The organism is Gemmobacter nectariphilus DSM 15620 (genome assembly GCF_000429765.1).
Taxonomy (GTDB): Bacteria; Pseudomonadota; Alphaproteobacteria; order Rhodobacterales; family Rhodobacteraceae; genus Wagnerdoeblera; species Wagnerdoeblera nectariphila.
Map to the genome: position 1 here is coordinate 15,742 of NZ_AUCM01000019.1, position 19,607 is coordinate 35,348.

19 protein-coding genes and 1 pseudogene are annotated in these 19,607 nt (G+C 66.7%); 5 read left to right on the forward strand and 15 right to left on the reverse strand.

Features of this window, described 5'->3' with window-relative positions; all coding sequences use genetic code 11:
* Nucleotides 1-131 precede the first annotated feature (131 nt).
* From G481_RS24155 to G481_RS0115985, 13 genes are all read right to left on the reverse strand, one after another.
* A complete protein-coding gene (locus G481_RS24155; RefSeq protein ID WP_051294590.1) occupies nt 132-1,913 on the reverse strand; it encodes an FAD-dependent monooxygenase in 1,782 nt (593 codons plus the stop codon).
* 12 nt (nt 1,914-1,925) lie between these two features.
* Nucleotides 1,926-2,642: a dienelactone hydrolase family protein gene (locus G481_RS0115930; RefSeq protein WP_028030909.1), complete on the reverse strand. Its 717-nt coding sequence runs from the start codon at nt 2,640-2,642 to the stop codon at nt 1,926-1,928.
* Entirely contained in the window at nt 2,639-3,784 is a 1,146-nt protein-coding gene (locus tag G481_RS0115935) for an NAD(P)/FAD-dependent oxidoreductase (protein WP_051294591.1), read from the reverse strand. Before G481_RS0115935 ends, G481_RS0115930 begins: the two co-directional genes overlap by 4 nt.
* Nucleotides 3,785-3,793: 9 nt before the next feature.
* The gene (locus G481_RS0115940) at nt 3,794-4,546 is read right to left on the reverse strand and encodes a GntR family transcriptional regulator (RefSeq protein ID WP_028030911.1); all 753 of its coding nucleotides are present in this window, start codon (nt 4,544-4,546) and stop codon (nt 3,794-3,796) included.
* Between the two features lie 29 nt (nt 4,547-4,575).
* Nucleotides 4,576-5,343 (reverse strand): SDR family NAD(P)-dependent oxidoreductase, encoded by a 768-nt coding sequence (locus G481_RS0115945; protein WP_028030912.1) that lies wholly within the window; start codon nt 5,341-5,343, stop codon nt 4,576-4,578.
* Between the two features lie 16 nt (nt 5,344-5,359).
* Nucleotides 5,360-6,658 carry a TRAP transporter large permease gene (locus G481_RS0115950; protein WP_028030913.1) on the reverse strand — a complete coding sequence of 433 codons (1,299 nt, stop codon included), beginning with the start codon at nt 6,656-6,658 and terminating at the stop codon, nt 5,360-5,362.
* Complete coding sequence (locus G481_RS0115955) at nt 6,658-7,134, reverse strand: TRAP transporter small permease (protein WP_028030914.1); 477 nt, start codon at nt 7,132-7,134, stop codon at nt 6,658-6,660. The genes G481_RS0115950 and G481_RS0115955 overlap by 1 nt, the downstream gene beginning before the upstream one ends.
* Before the next feature lie 59 nt (nt 7,135-7,193).
* The gene (locus G481_RS0115960) at nt 7,194-8,219 is read right to left on the reverse strand and encodes a TRAP transporter substrate-binding protein (protein WP_028030915.1); all 1,026 of its coding nucleotides are present in this window, start codon (nt 8,217-8,219) and stop codon (nt 7,194-7,196) included.
* Nucleotides 8,220-8,265: 46 nt separating this feature from the next.
* Nucleotides 8,266-9,159, reverse strand: coding sequence for an MBL fold metallo-hydrolase (locus G481_RS0115965; protein ID WP_028030916.1), 894 nt, complete (start codon nt 9,157-9,159; stop codon nt 8,266-8,268).
* A gap of 100 nt (nt 9,160-9,259) precedes the next feature.
* Nucleotides 9,260-9,718, reverse strand: a complete 459-nt coding sequence (locus G481_RS0115970; RefSeq protein WP_028030917.1) for a VOC family protein — start codon at nt 9,716-9,718, stop codon at nt 9,260-9,262.
* Complete coding sequence (locus G481_RS24160; RefSeq protein WP_035026392.1) at nt 9,715-11,442, reverse strand: SulP family inorganic anion transporter; 1,728 nt, start codon at nt 11,440-11,442, stop codon at nt 9,715-9,717. Before G481_RS24160 ends, G481_RS0115970 begins: the two co-directional genes overlap by 4 nt.
* Before the next feature lie 260 nt (nt 11,443-11,702).
* A complete protein-coding gene (locus G481_RS0115980; RefSeq protein WP_028030918.1) occupies nt 11,703-11,981 on the reverse strand; it encodes a hypothetical protein in 279 nt (92 codons plus the stop codon).
* A gap of 431 nt (nt 11,982-12,412) precedes the next feature.
* A complete protein-coding gene (locus G481_RS0115985) occupies nt 12,413-12,826 on the reverse strand; it encodes an RrF2 family transcriptional regulator (protein WP_028030919.1) in 414 nt (137 codons plus the stop codon).
* Between the two features lie 122 nt (nt 12,827-12,948).
* Here G481_RS0115985 and G481_RS24165 point away from each other — a divergent pair, with 122 nt between their 5' ends.
* From G481_RS24165 to G481_RS0116005, 4 genes and pseudogenes are all read left to right on the forward strand, one after another.
* Nucleotides 12,949-13,305 (forward strand): hypothetical protein, encoded by a 357-nt coding sequence (locus G481_RS24165; protein ID WP_051294593.1) that lies wholly within the window; start codon nt 12,949-12,951, stop codon nt 13,303-13,305.
* A 44-nt stretch (nt 13,306-13,349) separates the two neighbouring features.
* On the forward strand, nt 13,350-13,970 hold the full coding sequence (locus G481_RS0115995; protein WP_245594990.1) for a 5-formyltetrahydrofolate cyclo-ligase: 621 nt from the start codon (nt 13,350-13,352) through the stop codon (nt 13,968-13,970).
* Nucleotides 13,967-15,172, forward strand: a complete 1,206-nt coding sequence (locus G481_RS0116000; RefSeq protein WP_028030921.1) for an NnrS family protein — start codon at nt 13,967-13,969, stop codon at nt 15,170-15,172. The genes G481_RS0115995 and G481_RS0116000 overlap by 4 nt, the downstream gene beginning before the upstream one ends.
* A gap of 66 nt (nt 15,173-15,238) precedes the next feature.
* A pseudogene (locus G481_RS0116005) lies at nt 15,239-15,433 on the forward strand (transposase); the annotation flags it as partial.
* A gap of 325 nt (nt 15,434-15,758) precedes the next feature.
* Here the strand turns inward: G481_RS0116005 and G481_RS0116015 are convergent.
* Nucleotides 15,759-16,445 (reverse strand): Crp/Fnr family transcriptional regulator, encoded by a 687-nt coding sequence (locus tag G481_RS0116015; RefSeq protein ID WP_028030924.1) that lies wholly within the window; start codon nt 16,443-16,445, stop codon nt 15,759-15,761.
* A 233-nt stretch (nt 16,446-16,678) separates the two neighbouring features.
* Complete coding sequence (locus G481_RS0116020) at nt 16,679-17,206, reverse strand: DUF2249 domain-containing protein (protein WP_028030925.1); 528 nt, start codon at nt 17,204-17,206, stop codon at nt 16,679-16,681.
* A gap of 199 nt (nt 17,207-17,405) precedes the next feature.
* Here G481_RS0116020 and G481_RS0116025 point away from each other — a divergent pair, with 199 nt between their 5' ends.
* Nucleotides 17,406-19,592, forward strand: a complete 2,187-nt coding sequence (locus G481_RS0116025) for a NosR/NirI family protein (RefSeq protein WP_028030926.1) — start codon at nt 17,406-17,408, stop codon at nt 19,590-19,592.
* Nucleotides 19,593-19,607 lie beyond the last annotated feature (15 nt).

Below are 19,607 nucleotides of genomic sequence, written 5' to 3' on the forward strand. Positions count from 1 at the left end.
CCGTTCGGGGCGGGCACGGCACGGATGAAACGCCTGACCGACATCAGGTCTCGTGCCAGGCAGGTCTGCATTGCAGATACCAGCCTGGTTCACGTTCAACCCGCCCTGCGGCTGCCTTTTGTCAACACGGCTCAGGCATCGCAAGGAAGGATGCGTCCGAGGACCTCGGCCAGCCGGGCTCTGGGCTGCGCAACGCCGGTCGGCATGTGACAGGCGATATAGCGATCAGGCCGGACCAGGACCGCGCCGGTGCTATCGGTGCGCCGCAGCCGCGCCCAGGTGGCGCGCATGTCGAGGTAATCACCCTCGTCCAGGCCCAGCCGGATCGCCCGCAACGGCAGCCCGCGCGCAGCGGCCAGATCCTGCGCGGCGGCGACCCAGTCGGCCCCATCCTCGCCAGCAATCAGCAGGAAATGCCCGTCTGCGACCAGTGAGCCCAGCGGCACCATGACACCATCGCGCGACACCCACGCATGGGGCAACGGGTGACCGGGTCGGGTCGCGGGTTCATAAAGACGGATGGCGTCCAGCGGTTCATAGGGCGGTGCCCCATCGGGGATCAGCGCACCGTCGGCATAGGTATAGCCGAATTCGATATTGTGGTGCCGGAAGCCCAGCCGCTGAACCTGCACGGCCTTGAACACCTCTTCGCGCAGGGTGGCGTGATCGGGCTGACCGCTCCACAGCCGCGCCATGTTGGCCCAGTTGGTCGCGCGGTCGTTCTGGTCGGACAGGCCAAGCGCGGTGTCGATCTTGAAATGGTTCATCGCATTGGCCAGTGCAGCCTTGACGTTGGCCTGCGCGACCGGGCGGCGTTCGGTTTCATAGCTGGCCAGCAGGCCCGGCCCCGCGACCCCGCGCAGCACCAGCGCCAGTTTCCAGCACAGGTTGTAGACATCCTGCACGCCCGAATTCATCCCCAGACCGCCGGTCGGCGGATGCACCTTGCAGGCATCGCCTGCCAGATAGATGCGACCTTCGGAATAACGCTCGGCCACGATGCCCTGGATCAGCCATTCGCTGACATGGATCACGCGGTCGATCTCGTCCGCGCGCAGGCCCAGAACCTGCAGCATGTGCGCGATGATCGCATCGCGGTCCAGCGGGGCATCGGACTGGTCGGGGTTGCGGATGTGGAACACCCATTCCTCGGACAGGTGCCCCCATTTCATCGGCCCTTCGGGGATCATCACCCCCGAGGTCCAGCTGCCGCCCACATCGGGGTTGATGAAGAACCGCGTCAGCACATCCGCCCCGGTCGCGATCTGTGACAGGTCAGCCGCAAAATGCACCGAGGCCATGCGCATGATCCGCGCTTGCCCCTGCCGCTCGATCCCCAGCTGCGGACCCACCGTCTTGCCACCATCGGCGGCGATCATGTAGCGGGCACGCACCTGGAACACGCGCTCGGTGGCGCGATCGCGGATGCGCGCCGTGACGCCATCGGCGTCCTGGGTGAAATCCAGAAGCTCGTGGTTGAACACCAGCCGCCCCGGACAGATCAGGTCGGCATGATCCTTGATGATCGGCTCCAGATACATCTGGGGGTAGTTGCCCGGTCGGAACGGGCTGGCGGCCACATAGTCGGGGTCCTCGCATCCGGCGCCCCAGGCCTCGACCCGGCCGATCTCGCGCCCGCTCATCGGGTGGCTGCCCTTGAGCCCGGCATACCAGCCGGCCGCGCGCATCTTTTCCGGCGGCGTCGAGACGGCATAGACCTTGTCCGCCAGCCCCAGCTCGTCGAAGATCTCCATAGACCGCTGGTTGAGGATATGGGACTTCGGATGCGGCGAGGTTCCGGGGTAATAGGTATAGAGCCGCGCGTCGATGCCCAGCCGGGTCAGCAGCATGATGGCGGTCATGCCCACGACGCCACCGCCGATCACCAGAACCTGCGTTTCGATCTGTTCCATGATGGGCCCCGTTCAGCGGTTCACCGGCAGGTGCCGGGCAAGAAAGGCGATGGACTGGCTGTTGGCCCGGATCGCGGCATCGGCATCGTAGTTCGGGCCGCTGGGCAGCGCGAAGGCGTGGTTGACGCCCGGATGCATGACGACGGTCGCATCCTTGCGCGCCCCCAGCCGCTCGCGCAGCGCCTCGCGCACCGGCGCCGGGACCAGATCGTCCTCGCCGGCGACATGCACCAGCAGCGGGGTGTCGCTGGCCTCGGCTTCGGGCAGGTAGCTGTCCAGGTTGACGCCATAATAGCTGACCGCTGCATCCAGCCGGCCGCGTGCCGCCATGGGCACCACCAGCCGCCCGCCAAGGCAATAGCCAAGCGCGCCGACATGGCCATCGCAGCCGGGCAGCGCGCGCAGCACCTCGGCGGCGGCGATCAGGTCAGACACCGCCAGATCGTCACGGATGCCCGCATTCAGCGACAGGGCGCGCTGGATATCCTCGGGGCTTGGGCGTGCCGGATCGGGGATCAGCTGCACGTCCGGTTCTTGCCGCCAGTAGATGTCGGGCACCAGAACCATATAGCCAAGCGCGGCGAAGTGGTCGGCCAGCCGGCGCATCACCTGATTGACGCCGCAGATATACTGGATCAGCACCAGACCCGGCGCTGGCAGGGTGGCGGGGCGGGCCAGGTAGCCCCCGAAGCTGCCGCCATCGGCGGCGGGGATCACGATCTGGGTCATGCGGGAACTCCGTTCGGTTGGGGGGCAAGGACGCAGGCGGCGACATGCCGGGCCAGCGTCAGGCACGCGGTCAGTCCGGGGGTGTCGATCCCGAACAGATGGATCAGGCCGGGCACGCCATGCGCCTCGGGTCCGTCGATGCGCCAGTCGCCGGGCGGCTGACCGGGGCCCGTCACGCGCGGGCGGATACCGGCGAAGTCCGGGGCCAGGCGGCTGGCATCCAGCCCGGGCCACCACTGGCGAATGGCGTCGATCTGGGGGGCGGGCACGTCATCCGTCAGGCGATAGTCGCGGTCAGCCACAAAGCAGGTATCCGGCCCGAACCGCACCTGCCCCGAGGGGTCGAAACTCAGCGCCCCGCCCGCCTCGAGCACCGCGCCCAGCGGCACGACAAGGTGGCGAAACGGCACCTGGCCGCGATGCGCCGCGAACTGGCCGCGTGCGAAATGAATGGGCGGCACATGGGCGGCCGGAAAGCCGTGCAAGGCGCGGGCCAGCGGTGCGGCCCCAAGGCCGGCCGCATTGATCAGCCAACGGCAGGACAGATCGGCCAGCGACCCATCGGCGGACCGGATGCGCACCCGATGGCGCGCGCCCCCGATCTCGCCCCCCAGCGCGCTGGCGGCGGGCACCAGCATCGCGCCGGCCGCCTCGGCCGCATCGCGCAGGCTGGCGACCAGGGCCGCCGCATCGACAATGCCGGTCGAGGGCGACAGCAGCGCCGCATCAGCCTGCATCGCGGGTTCCAGCCGTGCCAGCGCCGCACGGTCGAGCAGGTCCAGATCGGTGACGCCTGCCGCCGCGCCTTGCGCCTGCAGCGCGACCAGCGCCGCAACCCCGGCCCCTGTCGCCGGGATCAGTTTGGGCGCCAGCCGATGCGGCACACCGCGATCGGCGCACCAGGCGAACAGGGCATCGCGCCCCGGCTTGCACAGCGCCGCCTTGAGGCTGCCGGGCGGATAGAGAAACCCGGCGTGAATGACCTGGTTGTTGCGCCCGCTGGTCTCGTCGCCGAAATGGGCGTTGGCCTCGGCCAGAACGACCTCGGCCCCGTCCTGCGCCAGCTGGTGGGCGATGGCCAGACCCACCGCGCCGCCGCCGATCACCGCCACATCGGTTTCCAGCCGCTCTGCCTGTGCCATGGCCGGCACCTAGATCAGCTGGCTGTCAATGCGCAGATGCCGCGCGGGATAGACGATATCGGCCAGGTAGATCAGCCGCCCGGCCGGATCCAGCGCCTCGCGGCGGACCTGCGCCACGGGAACGCCGACCTCGAGCCCCAGATGATGCGCGGCTTCCAGATCGGCGGTGGAAATGGTCAGCGCCTGATGCGCGGCTGCAATGGTCACGCGCGGGTCGCGCGCCAGCACCGGCAGGATGGACTTGCCGCCATAGGTGTCCGGATCGGTATCGTAGATGTCGCGCGCAAGGCTGACGGTCGCCAGACTGTAGGGCGCGCCGCCCGGCCCCAGCCGGTTGACACGCTGTGCCTGCCAGTATTCCGCCGCCGCGATGCCGCGCAGCCCAAGCGGGGGCAATTGCACGAAACTGCGCCGCACCTCGGTCACGTCGGCTTCCAGCGTCTCGATGTGGTGGACCAGCTCGTCCCAGGTATTGGGCAGCAGCAGCCAGCGGTCCTTGGACAGATCACGCAGCACATGCGTGCCCCGGCCCCGGCTGCGGCTGACGATGCCCTCGCGTTCCAGCCGGGCCATCGCCTCGCGCACGGTGGCGCGCGAGACCCCATATTCCACCATCAGATCGTCCAGCGTGGGGATCTGACTGCCCTTTTGCCAGTCGCCGGATTCCAGCCGTTTGACGAACAGCGAATACAGCTGGGTATACAGCGGCATCCCCGATCCGTCGGGACGTTCGGAAAGCGAAAACTGCACCTGATGCGCCATGTCTGATCCTTTCATCTGTTCCATCCGCTTCACATCAGCGCAAAGCCGCCGTCCAGCACGAAGGACTGGCCGGTGGTGAAATCGCTGGCGGCCGAAGCCAGCCAGACCAGGAGGCCGGTCAGATCTGCGGTCTGACCAGACCGCGGCACGATCTGCCGTGCCAACACGCGCGCGATGGCCTCATCCGTCTGGCCGATGTTGACATCGCCAGTCAGGATCTGGCCGGGCAGCAGCGCGTTCACCGTAACCCCGCTGCCCGCCAGTTCGCGCGCCATCGACCGGGTCATGCCCTGAAGTGCGGCCTTGGACCCCACATAATGCAGATAGTTCGGATGCCCGACCAGCACGGTCGAGGAGGACATGTTGATGATCCGCCCCCAGCCCTGCGCCCGCATCACCGGCGCCAGCAGGGCCGATACGCGGAACGTGCCCCCGGTGTTCACCTGCATCACGCGGTCGAATTCCTCGGGCGGGATATCCCAGAACGGGCGGCGTTCCAGCGCCGACATCAGGGCGGCGTTGTTGACGAGGATATCCACCCGCCCGTGTTCCATCATCACTGCCGATCGCATCGCCAGAACCGAGGCGCTGTCGGCGATGTCGGTCGCCACCGCCATCGCCGCCCCGCCGCTGTCGCGGATTGCCGCGGCGCATTCGTCGGCCAGCGCGGCATCGCGGTCGGCGATCACCACGGATGCGCCCTGCGCTGCCAGCGTTTCGGCAAAGGCCCGGCCGATGCCGCGCCCCGCCCCGGTGATCACGGCCACGCGGCCGGCGATGTCTTGGGCCTGTATCATTGGCTGCATGAAATCCTCAGCGCATCAGATGGGGAAGGAACAGCGCGATCGCCGGAAAGGCCGCGATCAGCACCAGGCGCAGGACGTCAATTCCGACAAAGGGGATGACGCCGCGGAAGATCCGGGGGATCGAGATGGTCGGCACGACGCCATTGATGACAAAGACGTTGATCCCGTAGGGCGGTGTCAGCAGGCCCATTTCGCAGGCGATGACCAGCACGATGCCGAACCAGATCGGGTCATAGCCCAGTTGCACGATGACCGGATAGACCACGGGCACGGTGATGATGATCATGGCCAGCGCATCAAGAAACCAGCCCAGGAAGAAATACATCACCAGCAGCAGCGCCAGGATCCCCCAGGCCGGCAGATCCAGCCCCGACAGCCAGCCGACCAGATCCTGCGGTGCCCGCGTGACCGTCAGAAAGGTGGAAAACAGGATCGCGCCGATCAACATGGTGAACAGCGCGCCGGTGGTGCGCACGGCCTCGACAAAGCTGTCGGCCACCATGGCCGGGCCGATGCGCCCTTGCAGCACCGACACGATCAGCGTGGCCGCCGCGCCGATGCCTGCGGCCTCGATCACGGTGAACAGCCCGCCATAGATCCCGCCGATCACGACGGCAAAGATCACGATGGCCGCCCACAGGTTGCGCAGCGAGTGCAGCTTTTCGGCCAGGCTCGTGCGCGGACCCAGCGGAAAGGCCGCCGGATTGCGCCACGAGATCAGAAAGATCGTCGCCATGTACAGCAAGGTGGCCAGCACGCCGGGCACGATGCCGGCAATGAACAGCGTGCCGATATCGGTCTCGGTCAGGATGCCGTAGATCATCAGCGGCACCGACGGCGGGATCAGGATCCCCAGCGTGCCCCCGGCCGCCACGGTTCCGGCGGCATAGCGGTCGTCATAGCCGGCGCGGGTCATTTCCGGCACGGCGATCTTGGCCATGGTGGCGGCGGTGGCGATGGACGATCCGCAAACGGCCGAGAACCCGGCGCAGGCGCCGATGGTGGCCAGCCCCAGCCCGCCGCGCAGCGCACCCAGCCAGGTGCGGAAGGCGCCGAACAGATCGGCCGAAATCCCGGCGTTGCGCGCCAGGACGCCCATCACGATGAACAGCGGCACCACGGCGAAGTTCAGATCCGACGCGGTGCGCAGCGGGGCAAGCGCCAGCAGTTTCAGCGCCGGCATGGTCTTGACGACCATCGCATAGCCGATGACCCCGACAACCCCCAGCGCCACCCCGATCGGCACGCGCATGGCCATCAGCACGAACACCGCAGCAAAGCCCAGAAGGGCGGCATCGTAATGCATCACAACTCTCCGTCGATGCGCTTGGCGCGGATCCAGCCGATCAGGACCAACCCGGTCACCAGGGCCGATACGACCAGACCAACGAAGGCCACCGCATAGAACGGCCACAGCGGCAGCCCGAGGTCATAGGTCTTTTCCCCGCTGCGCCACAGATCAGCGATCCGGCCGGCGGACATCCAGGCCATGATGGACAGCGCGACAAAGGTGATGCCGGTCGCGGCCCGCACCACCAGCGCGCGCAACCCGCGCGGCAAGGCATTCACGATCAGGTCCAGCTCGATATGCTCGCCCTTGCGGCAGGCCCCGGCCAGGCCCCAGAACACCACGACCGCCAGCAACATGCGGCAGATCGCATCGGCGTCGGGGATCGGGTAGTTGAACAGGTATCGGGTGACGGTGGTCACCGCCATCACCCCCATGATCAGGAACAGCGCCAGCGCCCCGGCGCGCTCCATCCAGCGGATGCCTTGATCCATCTGCGGTCTCCTGTCTGGGCCCGCGCGCCTTGGTCGGCCGGTGACGCGCGGGCGCTGCCTCAGTTCACCGCCGCGTTGTGGGCGGCCAGGGCACCGTGCAGCTTTTGCCGGATGGCCGCGGGATCAAGGCCCTTGGACGTCGCCTCTTTGGCCCATTCCGTCTCGACCGCCTGGGCGCCTGCCTTCCATTCCGCCAGCGCCTCGGGCGATGGGGTGACAACCTCGTGCGTGTCGGTCATGCCGCGCAGCTTGCGAAAGCCCTCGTCCTCGAAGGTCTGGGGCGCGGCGAAATAGGTCGTCGCCGCCTGCCCGCTGCAGAACTTGCCGATGACGGCCTTTTGCGCATCGTCCATGCCGGCATAGGTGTCAGGGTTCATCACCATCACGAAGGACACCGCCGAGAATGGCACATCCAGATGATATTTCACCGAGTCGATGGTCTTGAACACGAACTGCGAGCCGACGACGCCGGTGGTGCCGTCGATGATGCCACGGTCCAGCATCTCGCGCGCCTCGGGGTTGCCACCGGGCACGGTGCTGCCGCCGAAGTTGCGGATGAACAGCGCCTCCATGGCCGAGGACGGGCGGATCTTCATCCCCCGCAGGTCCGAGGGCCGTTCCACCCGCGTCTTGCTGTGCACGATCAGCGGCGAGAGCATGTGGGCCAGGCAGAAATGCACGTCCGACATTTCAGAGGCAGCATATTCGGGATACCATTCGTTCAGCGCGGCGATCCCGCCCATGCCATCCGAGACCGTCATCGGGACCTGCACGGCGGCAAAGGCGGTGAAGCGGCCAGGATTGAAGCCGGGGTTCAGCCAGGCCATGTCGGCAATGCCGTCGCGGGCAAGGTCATAGTGATCTTCGGCCTTGCCCAGCTGGGCTGCGGGGAACATCTCGAAGGTGATGGTGCCGCCCGATGCCTCGGTGACCGCCTTGGCCCAGGGCTCGATCGACTGGGTGACGATCGGGTGGGTCGGCGGCAGCCAGTGGGACAGGCGCAGCGTCACCGGGTCGGCGACCGCCGCCCCGGTCAGCGCAAGATAGGCAAGCAGGGCGGTGGCCCGCCGTGTCGATCTGGTCATGTCGTTCACCTGTTGGTTCTATTGCTTTTGTTGGTTTCGTCCCGACCTAGAGGTCGATCCGCATGAGGTCATGGGCCAGATAGAGCGGCCCGCCAAAGGCGCCGCGAATGTCGGCGGCGACTTCGTCAATCAGGTGCGGGCCGCACAGCTCGACCGGCATATGCGCGCCCGCCGCGCGTTTCAGGGCGGGATTGACCGTGTCGAAATGGCCAAAGTGCGTGGCGGCCAGCGCCTTGACGCCTGCATCGCGCGCGATCTGACCCACCTGGGTTGGCGTGGTGTGGTTGAACGTGCCCACGCCGGTTCGCGCCCGATGGTCGATGAAGCTTTGCGGAAAGGTGCATTCGTGGATCAGCAGATCCGCCCCTTGCGCCAGCTTGCCGACATTCTCGCACGGCGCCGTGTCCGAAGAGATCGCGATCACCTTGCCCTCGGCCTCCAGCCGAAAGCCGTAGCACATGCAGATGTCCTCGGGGATATGACGCACCGGCAGCGCGGTCACCCGCAGCGCGCCATCGTCATGGATCACCCCTTCGGTGATTTCGCGGACCACGGGGCGCACCGCGACCATGTTCTGTTGCCGCATCGGATAGGCGCCGCGCGCCCGGATATCGACATCATAGGCCCCGCCTTCCAGCGCGTTGCGCAGGAAATCGGCGGTGCCGGGAGGACCATAGATATGCGGTGCCGCCTGCCGGCCAAAGATCCAGCCGGTCAGGATGTGATAGGGCAGCCCGATGATGTGATCCATGTGCAGATGGGTCAGGAAGACCGTGCCAACCTCGGCCGGATTCACATTGGCCTTCAGCATGTTGCGCGTCGCGCCCTCGCCGCAGTCGACAAGGTATTTCGCGCCGCTTTCCAGCTCCAGCAGGATGGCGGTTTGTGCGCGGTCAGGATCGGCCAGCGCCGCTGCCGAGCCAAGGAAGGTCAGTCGCATGTTGTATCACCCTGTCCGGTGTCCCCCGCCGGATGGCCATGGGAGTCCGCTTACATCGTATAGTTCGTTGTTTAGGACTTTATGTTGTTTTGGCGACCTGTCAATCGGAATCTTCGTCCGATATCAGCTCCAGGCCAACCCCGGCCGGATGCTGCAGATAGACCAGACGGCGCCCACGGTTCGGCCCGGTGGTGACACGAACCACGGCGCCGACCTGCCGCAGGCCATGGGCCTGCGCCAGCTGCAAGACCTGTGCAAGCGATGCGGTTTCCAGCGCCACATGTGCCGCAGCCGGATGGTTCGCCGCAGGAAGCCCGGCGGGCGCACCACCGGGCGCCAGAAAGCGGATCAGCTCCAGCACCAGACCGGGGCCTTGCAGAAAGGCGATTTCCACATCGGCGCCGGGTATCCCGGTCAGCGCCTCAGCCAGGTCCGCAGGCCGCCCCATGCGCGATGTCAGGCCAAACCCCAGCCCGTCGCGAAAGAAGGCAATGGGGCCATCCAGATCGGTGACGGTAAAGGACACATGGTTGACGCCCAGAATCAGCGATGCGGTCATTTTGCTTGCCCTCCGGGGCGCTGGCTGCATTCGCGAAAGATGCGGCTGGTGCAGGTTCGGCAGATGTCGGGGTCCAGCGTCGGCACGATCGCCTCGATTGCGGCGCCCTTGCTCAGGTGGATGTTGCTGCGCGTCAGGTTGCGCAGCACATGCAGCCGCGCCACCTTTTCCAGCTGGCGCGGCGTGCGGGTCTGCAGATGGAATGCCCCGCCGCGTGCGGCCCGTGCCTCGGCCTCCTCCAGCAGCAGCTCGGCGCCAGGCAGGTCGATCTCGCCCACCCCCTTGACGATGAACAGCATGTGGCGTTGCCCCGGCCGATCCAGCGCGATGCGGCGAAACGCGCGCCGGATGAACTCGACAGACCCGAAATAGAGCGGGCCGTTGATCCGCGCGACCACCAGTTGCGGGCATTCCGCCAACCCGTATTCCGCCGCATCGCGAAAGATGCGCCCGCCTGTCGAGGGATCGGGCGCCCCGATCCCGATATGGGGCCGCGCCGTGTTGCGCAAGAACACCGCCAGCGACATCAGCACCCCGGCCAGAATGGCGAATTCCAGATTGACCAGCAACGCCATCAGGAAGGTCGTGGCGGTGATCGCTGCCTCGGCCCGAGAGGCGCGCAGGATCTGGCGCAGCTCTGCGATGTCGATCAGGCGCACCGCGACCAGAAGGATGATGCCGGCAATCGCCGCCATCGGCACATGCGCAAACAGCGGCCCGACCACGGTCAGGATCGCTGCCAGCATCAGCGTGGCAAAGACCGCAGCAAGCCTGGATTGCGCGCCTGCCTCAAGGTTGACACCGGATCGGGTGAAGGAGGCTGCCGCCGGAAAGCACTGGAACAAGGCCCCCGCCACGTTCGACAGGCCCTGCCCCAGGAATTCGCGGTTGCTGTCGAATGGCTGGCCGGTGCGATGCGCCAACGACCGCCCGATCGAGCTGGATTGCAGCAAGCCGACAATGGCGATTGCCAATGCGGCGGGGGCCAGCTCGCGCACAAGTGCCGGGTCGGGCATGGCAAGGCGCAGCCGGGGAAACACCTGCGAGACGGCGCCAACCTCGGGCAGCGGCCCGAACAGCGGGGCGAGGGCGCTGCTTGCAAGCAGCGCGACCAGATAGGCCGGCCATTTCGGTGCCACCCAGCGACACATCAGTGCCACCATGATCGTCAGGCAGGTCAGGCCAATGCTGGCCGGCTGCGCCGAGGGCAGCGCGGTCAGGATGGCGACAAGCGTGCTTGGCAGATCCGGTGTGCGCGCCATCGTCAGTCCAAGCGCCTGCGGAACCTGGCTGACCAGAATCTGGATCGCGGCGGCCGTGACGAACCCTACCATCACCGAATGCGAGATGAAGTCGATCAGCGCCCCCATCCGCGCCAGCGCAAAGCCGATCTGCAACACGCCGACGATCAGGGCCAGCAGCACCGCCGCCTCGACATAGCCTTGCGAGCCGACAGGGAAATGGGTGAACAGCGCGGCAAACACCATCAGGCAGATCGCCGTGTTGGGCCCCGAAACCGCCAGCCGGGATGATCCGGCAAGGGCTGCAACCATCACGGGGACCATCGCGGTATAAAAGCCATAGGCAGGCGGCATCCCCGCGATTGCGGCAAAGGCCACGCCCTGCGGCACGACGATCACCGCCCCGGTCAGCCCCGCGATCGCATCACGGCATAGTCCAGTCTTGACACCTGTCGGCCGGCGTCCGGGGTTTTGTTCGGTCATCGCCCGACGTCCGGCCAAATCCACCCCGCCCGCATGATTTCAGCTTGCACAGATGGCCCAGAGCGTCGCTGGCCCCTGCCGGGTCCATCCACCGCCCCTGGCTGCGAGAGGAGCGCAAAGAGTCTGCCGCCGGAGCGATTGAGCCACCTTTTCGCTGGGTTGGATTGGCGTCATGACAGGCTGGCTCCGCGCGGCTTCGCTCTTGGGGGGCTTATTAGTATTATATTACGAACTAACATATTTAATAATCGCCGCCTGTGTCAATCGTCCCGAAACCCCAGGCGGGACGCCGGGTTCGTCATGCTGGGCAGGGGCTCAAGGGTAACCATGCGGCGCAGGCCGCAGACAGTGGCGGAGCTTGGAATGTGGTCTTGGGTGGTTTTGGGCTTGCCGGGCGACAAAGCCCGTTTGCCCGCTCGCTGACCACAACGCCCAACGATCCCGTCAATGCGGGCATCGTCCGGATCGAGGGACCCGTCTGACGTGCGCGCCTTGTCAATCTGCCGCGCGTGCTCCGGGTCAGTAAAGGCTTCGATCAATGCCTCTTGTCCTCAGACACCACCGACGTCCTCTGGCAGGCATGGTCCGCAGGCCTTCGGAAGCCTCGGCTAGATTGAACCTGGAGCGGCCTCGCCGACCTTCACGGGTCGGATGTCCGTCGCAGCGCGGTCAGTCGCGAGGGTATCGCCGTGCTTCTGACGTCACGGGTGCAGGGCGTGGCGATCTGCTGGCCACTGGGCGCGCGCGATCGTCCGCTTCTTGCTGTGGTTCAACACTGCGGCCGGTCCGGCCTATATCGTCGCGGGCTCTGGCCCGTGGCGGGACAGCCAGTGGGCCTATCGTCTGGCAACCGTCACCGTCGCGGCAACGCGGCTGGTCTGCGCGAGGTTCGGGGCGGCGCGTCCCAAATGCGTCTGGTCATCATGGCGATGCGCAGCGGCGTCCGGGGCTTGATGGCGCTGGCGGCGCGTCAGACGGCTTCGGGATCGTAGATGCAATCCGCAAGTGTGCTCCGGTTGAGTTCGGCGACAAAAGCGGCCTTGGCCCGGGCCAGCGGCGCCTTCAACCGGCATCGCGGCGTGAGCGTGCAGGTATTGCCAGTGACTGCGAAGCATTCAACCAACGACTGCCCGGACTCGAGCAGCGCCACAACCTCGCCCAGCCTTATATCCTCGGGGGGCCGCGCCAGCATCGCGCCGCCGCCACCGCCGCGCCGGGTCTCCAGCAGGTCCGCGGCAGACAGGGCCGACATCACCTTGGCCAGATGATGGCGCGACACGCCGAACTCTGAAGCGAGATCTGCAGTGGTGAAGGCCCGGCCGGGATCGCCCGCCATGCGCATCAGCACGCGCAGCCCGAAGTCGGTGAAGGATGTGAGACGCAAGGTCGCGCTCCTGATTTGGTATTTGCAATACGCATTACAGAAGCGTAATCGGTAAATCAAATGCCAATTCAGGCCGACTCGAGGTCGGCCCGGCCCGAAGAACCATCGCGAAGGGGCGTCCCATGTATGAGGGTCTTGCCAGCGACCTGCCGCCGGAAACCAACGCTCTGATTGGTCACGTCCTGACCCGGTATCACGGGATGCGCAGGGCCGACCTTGCGCCGATGGTGCCCTTAGCCCAGTGTGTCGATCAAAGTCCTGCCAATGATCCGCAGGCCTCGACCGCGTTGGCGCGCGAGATGGCGGATCATGCCAAAACCATCGGGGGGATCGGGCAGTTGACGAACGCCCCGGCGCCGCCCGGGCATGCCTGCGGGTGGTCGCGCTACAGTGGCACGGCGACCCTGCTTGACGAGTTGGGCGCCCATATCGTGCCGGAGACCGATGTGTTCTCTCCCCGGTTCGAGCCTGCGGCATGACCAACAGGGGCACATATGCCTCGCCGCCCTGCATGGCGGCAGAGGTGGACCCAGCGTATGTCGACCCTGACCAGGCGCGAGACGTCGCGCGCTGGCGGCGGGCAGAGCGGGTCCGGCTGGCGGGACTGCGGAAGCAACTGGGCCAGGCGGGGCGGGCACGGGTCTCGGCCAGGATCGGTCAGCTTCTGGAGAGGGAACTGGCCGAGCGCGGGGTGGGACAGGGCACCGTCCTGTCCGGCTACTGGCCGATCAAGGGGGAACCTGACCTGCGCCCGCTTCTGACAAGGCTGCACGCAAAGGGCCTGACACTTGCCCTGCCGGTGGTCGAGGAACGCGCGGCGCCGCTGATCTTTCGCCGCTGGACCCCGGGGGCAAAGATGCTGCGTGGCGCGTGGAACATTCCCGTGCCCCCGCCCGAGGCCGAGATGCTGACCCCGGGCATCGCGCTTGTCCCCTGCCTCGGGTGGACGGGCGACTGCTTTCGCCTCGGCTGGGGAGGTGGCTATTTCGACCGGACATTGGCCGTGATCGCACAACGACCCTTCACCATCGGCATCGCGTTGTCCGCCGCGCGCCTGTCGACCATCTATCCGCAACCTCATGACATCCCGCTGGACCTCATCCTCACCGAGGACGGGGTCGCTGCGGCAAGGACAGAACGATGACGACGACGACCGAACAGATGCGCGCCTGGACTGGGCCGGCGATCCTGACCTTCGGGTTCCGGCCGTTCTTTTTCGGGGCTGCGGTCTGGGCCGTGCTGGCGATGGCGCTCTGGGTGCCGATGCTGTCGGGGCATTCGGTGCTGCCTACCACCTTCGATCCGGTAAGTTGGCACGCGCACGAATTCCTGTTTGGCTATCTGGGCGCCGTGGTCGCCGGATTCCTGCTGACGGCTGTGCCGAACTGGACGGGGCGCCTGCCCATCGTCGGCTGGCGGCTGGGGATGCTTGCGGCCCTCTGGCTGGCCGGCCGCCTGGCGGTTGCGGTCTCGGCCGGCTTGCCAGATTTGTTGGTGGCCGTGGCAGATCTGGCGTTTCCGTCTGTCTTTGCGCTGCTCATCGCGCGCGAGATCGTGGCGGGGAAGAACTGGCGCAACCTGATCGTACTGGCGATGCAGGGCGTATTCATCCTGGGGAACACGCTGTTCCACTGGGAGGCCGTACGGGACGGTTACCCGGCGCAAGGATACGGGCTGCGGCTGGGCCTCGGCGCGGGGGTGATGATGATCGCCGTCATCGGCGGGCGCGTCGTGCCATCGTTCACCAGGAACTGGCTGGTCAAGCGGCGCAGCGCGGTCCTGCCGGTGCCACCGATGCAGCCCTTTGACAAGGTGGCGCTGGTTGCGCTGCTTGTGGCATTGCTGCTTTGGGTCGCGCTGCCGGTCGCGGTGGTGACAGGCGTGGCGCTTGCGCTGGCCGGTGGCTTGCATCTGGTGCGGCTTGTCCGCTGGAAGGGACACCGGACGCTGGCCGAACCGTTGGTGACAGTTCTGCATGCAGGATATGCCTTCGTGCCATTGGGGGCGCTGGCTCTGGCGGCAGAGATCCTGTTGCCCGGCACATTCGGAATGGCGGGTGCTCAGCATCTGTGGATGGCCGGGGCAATCGGCCTGATGACGCTGGCGGTGATGACGCGCGCCACGCTGGGCCATACCGGGCAAGCGCTGACGGCGGGGGCGGGCACGGTCGCGATCTATGTGGCCCTTGCACTGTCGGTCGTTGCGCGGCTCGCGGCCGGGATCTGGCCAGACATGGCGGGCACACTGCACATCGTGGCGGGCCTGTGCTGGATCGGGGCTTTCGGTGGGTTCGCGGCGGTCTATGGGGCGCTGCTGCTGCGTCAGCCTGTGGCCAAGCGGGTGTGACCTCCCTGGCGACCTTTGACCCGCCGGGCATCGCGATCTGGACCCGACTCATGGACAGGACGGACGATGAGAAAGGCACTGCCGCCGAAAGGGCAGACCATCGACCTCTTGCAGGGGCATGGGCCCGGCGCGAAATGCGCTGACCCCGGCCGCAAGCACGGGATGTCGGAAGACACATTCCATGCCGGGAAGGCGAGGTATTCCGGGATGACGGTATCCGAGACCAAGCGGTTGAGGGCACTTGAAGACGAGAACGCCAAGCCAAGCCACGCGTCGGTGATGGTGGTGTCCTTGGCAGCATGATCCGTATCAAGCGCAATGTCTTGCGGTGATCTGATGCGCCGACGGAACACGGGTCCGCCAAGAAGCCTTTGAACCGATGGGGTTACAACGGGTTCTTCGGCCCGATCATGGTCGGCCGGGCCGTCGAAAGTGCAAAGACCAAGACGATCATGATCGACATGACCTGTCTCAGGGCGTGCCGCGCGGCGTCGCGCCTGTGTGCCAACAAGGGGGCGCGCACGACAGATCGGCGGGCCAGCGGCGGCATGAACACCAGCTTGCAGGCGATTGCCAAGGCAAAGGGTCAGGGGCGGGCGATGTCGCGCAGGCCCTCGGGGTCGATCACGGTCAGCCGCTGGCGCCCGCCGCGCACCAGCCCCATGCCTTCCCAGGCCGACAGGATACGCGAGACGGTGTGCAGCGTGGTGCCCGTCATCTCGGCGATGTCCTGGCGCGAGATGGGAAAGTCGATCCGCGTGCCATCGCCATCGGCCGTTCCGGCATTGCGGATCAGCCGCAGCACCGCATGGGCGACGCGGCGTTCGACATCCTGGGTCGACATCTCGCGCAGGCGGGTATGGGCCTCGTCCAGCCGCTGGCCGATGGTCTGCATGGCATTGACCGCCAGGCGCGGGTTGCTGTTCACTACCAGATCCCAGTCCCGGGTTGCCCAGCCGATCACATCGGCATCGACGACGGCATGGGACGTGCCAGGATAGTCGGGGCGACCAAGCGCGCGGGTAAAGCCGAACAGATCGCCCGGATAGACGACGCGCACCACGATCTGCTGGCCATCTTCGGTCACCTGCGTGACCTTGAGCCGGCCCGAGACCAGCAAGAAGAAGCTGGCCGCCGTTTCCCCCTGGCGAAAGACGGCATCGCCCGCGGCCACACGCCGACGCACCGCGCGCCGGGTCAGACGCTCCAGCACGGCGGGATCGAGGTTCGCGAACAGCGCAAAGCTGCGCAGGGTTTCCATGTCTGTCGCCATCAGCGGCCCTTTGCTGCGGTGGTCGCGACTGCCTGTGTCCGGTCATCGCAGATGTTGCGCCGCAGGGAAAGCCGCAACCGGCTGTTTGCGCGACAGCCTTGCGGTTGCATGGATGGTGCCGAAAGGGTCCGGCGGGCAGGCCGGCGCCCCACAGCGCGCAGGTGATGGGCAATGGAACGGTCAGGGTTGTGGCGGATCGGCGGCCCCTGGCGCCCGCACAAGGGGGCTGGGGATCAGGCCCGATCACCGCGCCGGATCAGCAGCCGATAGGCCCGCCCGTCCGGCGCAAAGTTCCCGGCCCATTCATCACCTTGCGCGGCCAGATCGGCAAAGAGTCCATCGGGTTCGCGGCCCAGAAGGGCGAACAGCACATCGCCCGGCGCCATCGGCTTCAGCGTGGCCAGGATGCGCGTTGCCGCTTCGGGCAATGCCATTCCGTGCAGATCCAGCGTGCAGACCGGATCGGGCCAGAACATCGCCTCGGGCGCGCTGCCGGGGGCCATGCGGGTGATGTCCTCGGCCCGGGCGACGGGGGTGAACAGAACCTCCCAGCTGCCATCCTCGCGCGGGCGGGCATCGGCTTCGAACCCGCGCCGGGCCAGCACGCTGAACAGTTGCACCGGCCGGAACGGTGCGATCAGCCGCAAGGCGGCCCCTTCGGGCAAGGCGCGGACGGTCTGCATGATCAGGGCAAAGGGCTCTTGGCCGGCGGCAAGGATCGGTCGCACATCCAGAAACCGGGTGTCATCGTCTTGGGTCATGTAAAGGCTCCCTGCCGGAACTTGCCGGATGTCACAAACGTGTTAACATGTTCCCGTCATCCTCTGACATCCGAAGGCGCAGGTCTTTGCGCCCGGTCAAATTCCGGACTGTCAGATTTTCGAGCGCTGTTTGTTGCGGCGCAAAGATCGTCATCGCCGCACAGCGCAGTGTTGCCCCGTGATCTGTAGGAAACCTGCCATGAAGCTGTTCCGTCTGCTGTTCGTGTTCCTTGCCCTGGCATTGGCCGGGTTTCCTGCTGCGGCGCGCACCGTGCTGGACGATCTGCTGCCTGGCATTGCCGCCGCAGATCTGGTGCCGGGGGCCGACAGCTTTGGCCAACCGCGCACCGATCTGGCCGTTGTGCCGGTCCTCAAGGGGGGCGAGACGCTGGCCTGGGCCTTTGTCACGTCGGATTTCGTCGGCACCACGGGCTATTCGGGCAAGCCGATCCATACGCTGGTGGCCGTGGACAAGAACGCCCGCATCGTCGGGCTGCGGCTGGTCAAGCATTCCGAACCCATCGTGCTGATCGGCATTCCCGAAGCCAAGGTCCGCGCGCTGGTCGAGGGCTATGTCGGCCTTGATCTGGTGGCCGAGGCGCAATCGGGCGGCACGGCGCATGATGTCGATATCATCTCGGGCGCGACGGTCACGGTGATGGTGATCGACGATTCCATCGTGCGCTCGGGCCTCAAGGTGGCGCGGGCGCTGGGGCTGGGCGGGCTGGTGGCCGAAAGCGGTGCCAGCGGTCCCGAATACGCGATCAACCCCGATGCCGCCCCGCCCGCCGACTGGTTCCAGGCCGAAGGCGATGGCACGCTGCGCCGGCTGTCGCTGGATGTCGGGCAGGTCAATGCCGCTTTCGATGCCCACCCCGACCCCCGCGCCCGCGAGCGCGCCCTGACCGAGCCGCCCGAGACCACCTTCATCGAGATGCAGGCCGCACTGGTGTCGGTGCCGGCCATCGGCAAGGCGCTGCTGGGCGAGGCGGCGGATGCCAACCTGCGCGGCTGGCTGCAACCGGGGGATCAGGCCATCGCGGTGGTGGGCCGGGGGCTCTACAGCTTCAAGGGGTCGGGCTATGTGCGCGGCGGGATCTTTGACCGGATCGTGCTGATCCAGGACGATGTATCGGTGCGCTTTCGCGACCGCGATCACCGCCGGCTGGGCAGTCTGGCCGCCGAGGGCGCGCCCGAATTCACCGAGGCCGACCTGTTCCGCATTCCTGCCGCCTCGGGCTTTGATCCGGCCAGGCCGTTCCGCATCCAGCTGCTGGTGCACCGCGAGGTGGGGCCGATCGAAAAGGTGTTCCATACCTTCGACCTTGGCTATCAGCTGCCGGCGAAATACCTCAGCGCCGTCACCCCGCCTGCCCCGCCCCCGGCCGTCGCCGCCGTGACCGAGCGCGACGAGCGCAGCGCCCAGGCCGATCTGTGGAAACGCATCTGGCAGGATTCGCAGGCCAAGATCGCCGTGCTGGCCGCCATGCTGATCGTGCTGACCGGGGTGTTCTTCTTTCAGACCTGGGCGGTGCGCAACGAGCGGGCCTTTGCCATCTTCCGCATGGCCTATCTGACCGTCACGCTGGTCGTGCTGGGCTGGATGTTCAACGCGCAGCTGTCGGTCGTGAACCTGATGGCGCTGTTCGGCAGCCTGGTCAGCGGCTTCAGCTGGCAGGCGTTCCTGCTGGACCCGCTGACCTTCATCCTGTGGTTTGCCGTGGCCGCCGCCCTGCTGTTCTGGGGCCGGGGCGCCTATTGCGGCTGGCTGTGCCCGTTCGGCGCCTTGCAGGAAATCACCAACCGCATCGCCCGCAAGCTGCATGTGCCGCAATGGACCCTGCCCTGGGGCCTGCACGAGCGGCTGTGGCCGGTGAAATACATGATCTTCCTGGGGCTGTTCGGCGTGTCGCTGGTCAGCGTGGAACAGGCCGAACATCTGGCCGAGGTCGAACCCTTCAAGACCGCGATCATCCTCAAGTTCCTGCGCGCCTGGCCCTTTGTGGCCTATGCGGCGGCGCTGCTGGTGGCGGGACTGTTCGTCGAACGGTTCTACTGCCGCTATCTGTGCCCGCTGGGCGCGGCGCTGGCGATCCCGGCCCGGCTGCGGATGTTCGACTGGCTCAAGCGGTATCACGAATGCGGCAATCCGTGCCAGACCTGCGCCCGGCAATGCCCCGTCCAGTCGATCCACCCCACCGGCGAGATCAACCCGAACGAATGCATCAACTGCCTGCATTGCCAGGTGCTCTACCAGTCCGAAACCACCTGCCCCGTTGTCATCAAGAAGCTGAAACGGCGCGAGGCCGTGGCCTCAAGCGCGCCGCCGAAACTGGGCAACCCGCCGGCCGGGCATCCGAACGCCGCCCGTGTCAGAAACTCATAACACAGGAGTCCGATC